Source organism: uncultured Tateyamaria sp. (assembly GCF_947504105.1).
GTDB lineage: Bacteria > Pseudomonadota > Alphaproteobacteria > Rhodobacterales > Rhodobacteraceae > Tateyamaria.
Genome location: NZ_CANNGP010000080.1, coordinates 1 through 9,265 on the forward strand (window position 1 = coordinate 1; position 9,265 = coordinate 9,265).

At 57.4% G+C, this 9,265-nt stretch carries 9 protein-coding genes; 6 read left to right on the forward strand and 3 right to left on the reverse strand.

Translation table 11 applies throughout. The features are described 5' to 3' along the window. Positions 1–71: 71 nt before the first annotated feature. The 3 genes from Q1A75_RS22760 to Q1A75_RS22770 are packed head-to-tail and all read right to left on the reverse strand — an operon-like array spanning position 72 to position 2,707. Complete coding sequence (locus tag Q1A75_RS22760; RefSeq protein WP_299556067.1) at positions 72–920, reverse strand: amidohydrolase family protein; 849 nt, start codon at positions 918–920, stop codon at positions 72–74. A gap of 3 nt (positions 921–923) precedes the next feature. Next, entirely contained in the window at positions 924–1,910 is a 987-nt protein-coding gene (locus tag Q1A75_RS22765; RefSeq protein ID WP_299556065.1) for an aldo/keto reductase, read from the reverse strand. Further along, entirely contained in the window at positions 1,907–2,707 is an 801-nt protein-coding gene (locus Q1A75_RS22770) for an IclR family transcriptional regulator (RefSeq protein ID WP_299556063.1), read from the reverse strand. Before Q1A75_RS22770 ends, Q1A75_RS22765 begins: the two co-directional genes overlap by 4 nt. A 113-nt stretch (positions 2,708–2,820) precedes the next feature. On the opposite strand from Q1A75_RS22770, the gene Q1A75_RS22775 reads away from it, so the two are divergent. The 6 genes from Q1A75_RS22775 to Q1A75_RS22800 all read left to right on the forward strand — a co-directional run bounded on the left by Q1A75_RS22775 (position 2,821) and on the right by Q1A75_RS22800 (position 8,506). Next, positions 2,821–4,119 (forward strand): extracellular solute-binding protein, encoded by a 1,299-nt coding sequence (locus Q1A75_RS22775; RefSeq protein ID WP_299556061.1) that lies wholly within the window; start codon positions 2,821–2,823, stop codon positions 4,117–4,119. 76 nt (positions 4,120–4,195) lie between these two features. After that, a complete protein-coding gene (locus Q1A75_RS22780; protein ID WP_299593156.1) occupies positions 4,196–5,086 on the forward strand; it encodes a sugar ABC transporter permease in 891 nt (296 codons plus the stop codon). Further along, a complete protein-coding gene (locus Q1A75_RS22785; RefSeq protein ID WP_299556057.1) occupies positions 5,083–5,961 on the forward strand; it encodes a carbohydrate ABC transporter permease in 879 nt (292 codons plus the stop codon). Before Q1A75_RS22780 ends, Q1A75_RS22785 begins: the two co-directional genes overlap by 4 nt. A 2-nt stretch (positions 5,962–5,963) precedes the next feature. Beyond that, positions 5,964–7,052: a sn-glycerol-3-phosphate ABC transporter ATP-binding protein UgpC gene (gene ugpC / locus Q1A75_RS22790; protein WP_299556055.1), complete on the forward strand. Its 1,089-nt coding sequence runs from the start codon at positions 5,964–5,966 to the stop codon at positions 7,050–7,052. A 7-nt stretch (positions 7,053–7,059) separates the two neighbouring features. Next, the gene (locus Q1A75_RS22795) at positions 7,060–8,175 is read left to right on the forward strand and encodes a mandelate racemase/muconate lactonizing enzyme family protein (protein WP_299556053.1); all 1,116 of its coding nucleotides are present in this window, start codon (positions 7,060–7,062) and stop codon (positions 8,173–8,175) included. A 1-nt stretch (position 8,176) separates the two neighbouring features. After that, on the forward strand, positions 8,177–8,506 hold the full coding sequence (locus tag Q1A75_RS22800; protein WP_299556051.1) for an L-rhamnose mutarotase: 330 nt from the start codon (positions 8,177–8,179) through the stop codon (positions 8,504–8,506). The last annotated feature ends 759 nt before the right edge of the window (positions 8,507–9,265 follow it).

The window sequence follows — 9,265 nt, forward strand, 5'->3', positions numbered from 1 at the left end:
AGATCAGACATGTTCACCGCTTTTTGCAGCCGTGAAACACGCCCCGCAGCGGAAATCAATGGGTCCTGAGCCTAGGCAATGCAAAGCGGAGACAGGTCAAGACGATAGAGGGCAATCGCGTTTTGTCCCCAAATCGCCGCCTTCTGTTCGTCCGAGACGTCCTCCAACAGGGTTTCGACCATTGAAACCCAGGTTCCGTAGTCGCTGGCCATATCTAGAACGGGCCAGTCACTGCCGAACATCAGGCGCTCAGGGCCAAAGACATCAAGCAGATGTCTGGTCGCGGGTTCTAGCTCTTTCAGGACTGCACCAGGTCTGGCTTCGGTCAGCAGGCCGGACAGTTTGCAAAATGCCTGGGTCGTGTTGGCGATGCGCGCGATGTGGGTCCGCCACGCTTCAATGTCACCGGATTTCAGATCTGGCTTGGCGCCATGGTCGATAACGCAAGCCAGATCCGGATGCCGCTCCAATCGTCTGGCCAATCGCGTTAGATGGCGCGGCAGGACCAAAGCGTCAAAGCAAAGTACCATGTCACTGATCGCATCAAACGCGGGATCCAACCTGTCGGACAGTATCCAATCATCATCGGCGATGTCTTGAATCATGGGCCGCACGCCTTTGAATTTCGGGTTTTGGGCCAAGCGGGCCAGTGTTTTCCCAACATCAGGATCTTCAAAATCAACCCAACCCACAACACCCGCGATCCAATCCACCTGATCTGCCAAACCCAATAGGAACTCTGTCTCGGCCACGGTATCGGCTGCCTGCACAACAACCGTTTTGGTTATGCCGGCAGAGCGCAAATGCGGGGCCAGATCATCCGGGGTGAAGTCACGGTAGATGGCAGTGAACTCGGGGCTCATCCAGCCGTAATCGCCGCGCGAGAGGGTCCAGAGGTGGTGATGGCTGTCGATACGCATGGGCTACCTCTCCGTTGGGGCATCGGGTCGCAAAAGGCCGGCAGATTTGAGATCAGACCAGAAGCCGGTCGGGATCGGATGTGTCCACCAGTCGAGAACTTGATCCAGTTCACCCACATTGCGCGGGCCAGGGATCGTGCTGGTGACCAAAGGGTGGGCACGACAGAACTGAAGTGCTGCGGCTGCCAAGGGCACGCAGTGGTCTCGTGCCACTGCACTGATCTGTTGGACCTGTCGCGCGATGTTTTCCGGGATCGCGCCATAGTCGAACGTATCCCCACCTGCGAGGATGCCGGAGTTGAACGGTCCGCCGATTACGATCCTGCAGCTTTGTTCGGCACACTTCGGAAAAAGATCATCCAACGGCGCCTGCTCAAGCAGGGTGTAGCGCCCGGCCAGCAGGAAAACATCCCAATCCCCGTGGTCCAGTGCGCGCATCAAAACATCAGCGCCATTGACGCCCAAACCGATGGCTTGGACCACGCCGCTGCGCCGCAATTCATTCATCGCGCGGTAGCCGTCCTGCATCGCAATGTCAAAAAGCGCCGGGTCGTTGGTTTCGTGGCCAGGGTCGCCGATGTCATGCATATACAGAATGTCGATCTTATCGCGGCCCAGACGGTGCTGAGAAGCCTCGAAACTGCGCATGATCCCGTCATAGGAATAGTCATAGACGACCGTAAAGGGCAGAGCGTCTACCCAGGCCCCCGGATCAGGGTCGACACCGGGGCGCAAAAGACGTCCGACCTTTGTCGAGAGTGTTAAATCCGTTCGTCCCCGTAAGGCCGCGCCCACCCGATGCTCGGACAAGCCGTGGCCGTAGAAGGGTGCCGTATCGAAATAGGTGATCCCGGCATCAATGGCGCGGTCCAGAATGTCGCGGGCTGATGTGTCGGGTACCGCCTCGAAAATACCGCCCAATGTCGCGGCGCCCAGGCCCAACTCGCTGATCCTGACGCCGGTTTCTCCGATCGATTGCGTGGCAATCATGTGCCGGCCTCCGCAATCTGAGGCACGCCCACCAGTGCTTCACCCAGCTCTGACGCCGCCGCCGCCAGGGCGGCAATGGCACCTTTGCGGTCAGGCGCAGAGTGTGAATCGATTCGTTCGACATAGGGGCACGTCAGGGCCGCAATCGCGTTGCCAAACGGATCAAGCACCGGACAGGCGAGATTGGTTACCCCCACTGTGTGCGCACTGTCTTCGCTGACATGGCCTTGGGTTTTGATTTGATCCAGTAGGGTAAAAAACGGCTTTTCCCTGATACCCTGTTCCGCAGGCACAAGCCGATGTTCCGCGATCATGCGGCGGCGCGTCTCTTCGGGTTGAAAGGCGGCAAGCACCTTGCCCGATCCGGTGTTGTAGAGACCGATCCGTGAACCGATGCGCAGCGACAGCCGCCAGTTGCCAGGCGAAGAAAAGGCTGCGGCGATCCGGAACTCGCCGTTTTCCCAGACGGCCAGATGCAAGGATTGCTCCAACGCTGCGGCCACCTGCCGCATAACGGGTTCCGCGATATCCAGCATTCGGCGATGGGGCGGATAGGTATTCGCGACAGCAAGCAGCCTGAGAGTCAGAGTGTACTTGTCGCCTTCGGGGCTCTTTGCGACATAGCCCCGGCGGACCAGTGTATCGAGCATTCGGTAAATTTCGTTCTGTGCCCGCCCTAGGCCCTTGCCAATCTCTGTCTGTGTCAGAGGGGCGGGTGAAGCGGCAAGAAGCTCAATAATATCAAGGCCTTTATCGAGCGCGGGTGCGCGATATCGATCAACTGTTTGTACAGCCATGTCAGCGGCTCCTCTCATTCTGATCGCCCGGTGTACAACCATTACTTGACATATGTATAGTTTTCAAAAATGAATATATCAATCAAATATAAATACACTATTGGGAGGAAGTCATGTCATATCTAAAAGCTGTTGCGTTGAGCACGGTCGCCGTGCTGGCCACCGGCGCCAGCGCGCAAGATTACGGGAGTTTTTCCGGCGTCACCGTCGAGGCGAAATTGATTGGCGGAGAGCAATATGAGGGGTTGTACGGTCGGATTGCCGACTGGGAAGCGGCGACCGGTGCCAAGGTGGATATCATCTCGAAAAAGAGCCATTTCGAGATCGATAAGGAAATCAAATCCGATATGGCCGCAGGCACGACAAGCTGGTGCGTGGGCTCCAACCACTCCTCTTTTGCCGCGCAATACGAAGGGCTGTATATGGATCTGAAGGGGCACGTTCCCGAAGATGAACTAGCGGGCTTCGTCGGTGCCAACGTGTCGGCCTCGATGGTTGATGGCGCACTTGTCATGCTGCCACGCGCGCAGTTCGACGTTTCCGTCATGTACTACCTGAAATCCAACTATGAGGATGCCGAAAAAGCTGCCGCCTTTAAAGCCGAATACGGCTATGATCTGGCCCCACCCACGACCTGGGATCAGGTGAAGGATCAGGCTATCTTCTTCTCTGATCCGCCCAATTTCTACGGCACACAATATGCTGGCAAGGACGAAGCCATCGTCGGTCGCTTTTACGAGCTGGTTGTGGCCGAAGGTGGTTTGTACGTGGACGAAGACTTCAAGCCCGTGTTCAATTCCGAGGCCGGTCAGCGCGCGCTACAGTGGTTTGTCGATCTCTATCAGGCACAAGCCGTGCCCGCAGGCACGCTGAGCTATGTCTGGGACGAGTTGGGCCAGGGATTTGCATCAGGGACTGTCGCGCTGAACCTGGATTGGCCGGGTTGGGCGGGGTTCTTCAACGACCCAACTTCGTCCAAGGTCGCCGGGAATGTCGGACTGATCGTTCAGCCGAAGGGATCGGTTGCGCATACAGGTTGGTCTGGTCACCACGGCTTTTCCGTCACCAACAAGTGCCCCAGCCCGGACGCGGCGGTTTCATTGGTGCGCTTTCTGACAGGTGAAGAAAGCCAATTGGCCGAAAGCTCGGGCGGCTCATTGCCAACCCGGTCAGCGGTTTGGGACGCAAATATCGCCAGCGCAGAAGGGTTCCGTGCCGAAGCGCTGGCGGTGTTCGCGGAAGGAGCGACCCATGCCTTCCCTGTGCCTCCGATTGCGGAATGGGCGGAATCCACCAACCTTGTCTTCCCCGAGCTGCAAGCGGCCATCGTTGGTGACAAGACCATCAAGCAGGCGCTTGATGACGCCGCTGATGCGGTGGACGAGCTGATGCGTGAGGCGGGTTACTACTAAGTCGCCTCAACCTCCCTGGATGGGGCAGCATCGTTTCTGCTGCCCCATCTGGACAAAATCATTCCGAAAGTTTCGTATGTTGCGCCGCCGTCCCCCTGATTGGCTAACGCTGCTGATGCCCACGATCATCGTGATCGCAATCATCGTGCTGATCCCGCTAATCTTTTCGTTCTATTCCAGCTTTACGCCCTACAAGCTGACGCGACCATCGACGCTATGGCGTTGGGTGGGCACGGCCAACTATGAACGCATCTTGAGCGACTTGAATTTCTGGGCCGCGTTCGGGCGCACCATTCTCTTCCTGACCATCGCGTTGAACCTCGAACTGCTCTTTGGCCTTGGCATCGCGCTGATGGTCAACAAAGTGACCTGGGGCCAGCGAACGCTGCGCACGGTTCTGATGTTCCCGATGATGTTTTCGCCCATTCTGGTGGGATTTCAGTTCAAATTCATCTTCAACGACAATGTTGGCCTTGTGAACAATGCGCTGCAATCGCTGGGCATCACCGATGTCGCACTGCCCTGGTTGGTGGACAGCAAGCTGGCGCTGTTTTCGATCGCCTTCGCCGAGATCTGGATGAGTACATCTATCTTTGCCATCCTGATCCTTGCGGGTCTTTTTGCGATGCCACGCGATCCGCTGGAAGCCGCCAAGGTAGACGGCTGCACCCCGTGGCAAAGCTTCCGTCATATCACGCTGCCGTTTCTGATGCCGTTTATCTTCATTGCAATGACGATCCGGTCGCTCGACGTGGCCCGAGCCTATGACATCGTACAGATCATGACCGGAGGTGGCCCTGCCCGCCGGACCGAGCTGGTCTGGACGCTCATGGCCCGGACCGGTTACGTCGATGCCCGCATGGGGATCGCCAATGCAATGGGCTACGTATCGATCCTGTTGTCGATCTTTTTCACCATCTATTTCTTCCGCAAGCTCAGTGCGGCAAGGGCGGAGTTGGGACTGTGAGTACTATTGCAACAGATCGCAACCGCCTGCACCGCAACCGGCAGCGCGCCCTCAGTTGGGCGCATTTTACCGGGCTCTTTCTGGTCATGTGCATCATCTGCATTCCGGGTCTTTGGATCGTGCTGAACTCGTTCCGTCCGACGGTCGAGATCATGGCCAAGCCCCCGATCTGGGTGCCGACATTCACGCTTGAACACTACCGTGCCATGTTCGGCGGTGCCGGCGAAGGCGGCGTGCCTGTCTTCGCTTACTTCCGCAATTCCCTAATCATTTCGGTCACGTCGACCATCATTGCAATCGGGATCGGGATGGCTGGCGGTTATGCCTTCGCGCGTTACCGGTTCCGTGGGAAGTCTTACTACTTCGTGGGTCTGATGCTGTTTCGCGCAGTGCCGGGTGTCGCTTTGTCGCTGCCGCTGTTCATTGTTTTTGCGCGGGTCGGGATCATCGATACGCATTTTGGGCTGATCCTTGTGTACGTCGCGATGAACGTGCCTTTCACGGTCTGGTTGACAGATGGGTTTTTCCGGCAAATCCCAAAGGAACTCTATGAGGCCGCGGAGATCGATGGCTGCACCCGCTGGCAAGCTTTCTGGCGGGTCGAGTTTCCGGTGGCGCGCTCGGGCGTGGCGTCGGCGGCGATCTTTGCCTTCCTGACCTCGTGGAACGAATTTGCGCTGGCCTCTCAGCTGACCCGCTCGACGGGGTCGAAAACAATGCCTGTGGGGCTTTTGGATTTTACCGCAGAATTCACCATCAACTGGGGCGGCATGTGTGCGCTGGCAGTGCTGATGATCCTGCCAGCGCTGGCGCTGACATTCATCGTTCAAAAACACCTCATCTCGGGACTGACCTTCGGGGGTGTGAAAGGGTAGAAATGGCGGAAGTTTCGCTTCGAAATGTAACAAAGAACTATGGTGCCCTTGAGGTCGTCCATGGGATCGACCTGGATATCGCACATGACGAGTTTGTCGTGCTGGTCGGCCCGTCCGGCTGCGGTAAATCGACTACGTTGCGCATGATTGCCGGGCTTGAGGATATCTCGGGCGGCGAGGTTGCGATTGGTGGCAACCGAGTCAATGATCTCCCCCCGCGTGAGCGCAACATCTCGATGGTGTTCCAGAATTACGCGCTTTATCCACATATGACGGTACGTGAAAACCTGGGCTTCAGCCTGCTCATCGCGAAACGAAGCGAGACGGAGATCGCCCAAGCGGTCGATGACGCGGCGAGCATTTTGGGGCTGGGTGAGTTGCTGGATCGCCGCCCGGCGGAGCTATCTGGCGGACAGCGCCAGCGCGTCGCTATGGGCCGCGCGATTGTGCGACACCCTGACGTGTTCCTGTTTGATGAACCCCTGTCGAACCTTGATGCCAAGTTGCGCACGCAGATGCGGATCGAGATCAAGAAGCTGCATCAGAAGGTACGCACAACCATCGTCTACGTGACCCATGATCAGGTCGAGGCGATGACCCTGGCCGACCGTATCGTGATCATGAAAGACGGCGATATCGTGCAGGTTGGTACGCCACTGGAGGTGTTCGAGCGTCCGGTCGATACCTTTGTGGCCAGCTTCATCGGCTCCCCCCCGATGAACCTTTTGGAGGGAAAGGTGTCAGGCGGCTTCGTTTGGATTACGCCAGACGTAACACTCCCTTTGCCCACCGTGTTTTCGGGGAAAGTCGCAGAAGGTCAGAGGGTTACGTTTGGTTTCCGCGCGGACAACCTGATGCCCAAAGGCCATGCCCTGACCGAAAGCGGCGCGACTGCAGATCTGTCCCTCACGATCACCCTGGCAGAACCGTTGGGGGCCGAGACGATGCTGCTATCGGAACTGGCAGGCGTCGAAATTCAGGGCAAGATGCTCAACCCCCGTCCGGTGTCCGAAGGCGAAGTTCTAGAGTGCCAACTGTCGCTCGATCACTGCCACCTCTTTGACACTGCAACCGGTAAATCGTTGAGGTAGCGCTGCCATGCCCCATATCGAAAAAATCGAAATTCTGATGGTGGATCTGGCGCCAAAGGTGAAGCGCACGGATGCGATCCAGAGCTTTGAGTCTCAGGAAACCCCGATTGTCCGGATCACAGACAGCGATGGCGCGATTGGCACCGGCTACACCTACACGATCGGCACCGGCGGTCCGTCTATCATCGCTCTTTTGGAGCGGACGCTCGCACCAATGCTAATCGGTCGCGATCCGGACCAGATACAGGCTCGGTGGCATGACATGCTCTTCTGCACCCATGCCACCTCTGTCGGCGCGATCACCTCGCTTGCCTTGGCAGCAGTGGACACAGCCCTGTGGGACATGCGGTGCCGGAAGGCAGATCAGCCCCTTTGGAAGATGGCCGGGGGCGCAAAGGCGCAGGTTCCGCTTTACACGACCGAAGGCGGTTGGCTGCACATTGAGGCACAGGCCCTTGTCGATGACGCGCTGGCCGCACAAGCACGGGGGTTTGCGGGTTCAAAGATCAAGATCGGGCGTCCGCATATGAGCGAGGATCGCACCCGTCTCACTGCGGTGCGCGAGGCCGTGGGCGCATCTTACGAGATCATGACCGATGCCAACCAGGCCTTCCATCTGTCCGAAGCGGTGCGGCGGGCAAACATGCTGGAGGAGTTCGGAATTGCATGGTTCGAAGAGCCAATGCCTGCTGATGATGTCGGCGCACACGCCCGACTGATGGCAGCAACGTCCGTGCCCGTCGCAGTAGGAGAAAGCATGTACTCGCTCAGCCAGTTCAAGGATTACCTCGACCAAGGCGCATGCTCGATTGTTCAGGCGGATGTGGCGCGCGTCGGTGGGATCACCCCCTGGCTCAAGATCGCGCATCTGGCCGAAGCCTACAATGTCACGATCTGCCCGCATTTTTTGATGGAGCTGCATTTGGGGCTGGTTTGCGCGGTCCAGAATGCCCCTTGGCTTGAATACATCCCGCAGCTTGATCTGATCACCGAAGGTCCCATCATGATCGAAGATGGCAAAGCCCAGGCTTCCGACACACCGGGTCTGGGGATCGCCTGGGACTGGGACGCGATCGCTTCAATGAACTTGCTCCCCGTACACGAGATCGTTGAGGGGGCTTAAGATGCAACGTATGGGCATGGTCATTGGATTGAAGCCGGAGAAACTCGCGGAATACAAACGGCTTCATGCGGCAGTCTGGCCAAAGGTTTTGGAACAAATTTCCGCCTGTCACATCCGTAACTATTCGATCTTCCTGAAGGAGCCGGAGAACCTGCTTTTTGGCTATTGGGAGTATCACGGCACGGACTTCGCTGCGGATGCGGCCCGAATGGCAGCGGACCCCGTAACGCGAGACTGGTGGAAACTGACAGATCCCTGTCAGGACCCCTTAACGGACCGGAAAGAGGGCGAATGGTGGGCCATGATGGATCAGGTGTTTCACCTGGACTGATGGACAGCACCGTCGGTTATCCGGACGTAGGGTTCGAAGATGCCAACGCGAAACCAGACAACGCATCCTGAACATCCCGGTGTCCAGAAAACTGGCGACGCCTTATGCGATCGTTCTAAACCCGGAGTGACACAAACTCGGTCCGTCGGCTCTTCCAGTGTCCGCGGTGGGTTGAGTTGTCCGCTAACGGGATGTACCGGCTACTTCACCAGCTCGCAGTTTAGGCTGAGCCTATTTCTGCGAGCTGGTGAAGTAGCATGGCGAAGAACGACTTTGATAAGCTGATGTCGATTGGCATCGACATTGGCAAAGACACATTCCACTTGGTGGGGATTGATCAGACAAGACAGCGGGTCATACGCAGACAGATCAAACGATTGGCGTTGGTAGCAAACTGGCGCGCATGGCCTGGAGCATACTGAGACACAAAACAGCGTTTGACGTGAAAAGAGACACGGTCGCCATCGGCGTCTGAGCCGAAGCGACCCAAAGGAGTTCGCGATAGATTGAAAGCATGGAACGGAAAAACTACGCACCCAGAATCTGAGGGCTCACTCGGTCAAAAACGACCTGTCCGCTAATGAGATCACGGCACGTGCGTAACCCCAACAAGGCCACGACCCGCGTGTAGATCAACAGGCCGGATGCACATGAGCGACTTCCGAGAACATGTTAGAAATCATGTGTGGATGCCCCCGGTTTAGCAAGACAATCTTCTGACGTTTCTGGCCTGCGTGATCGGTACCGGTCGTGTGTCAG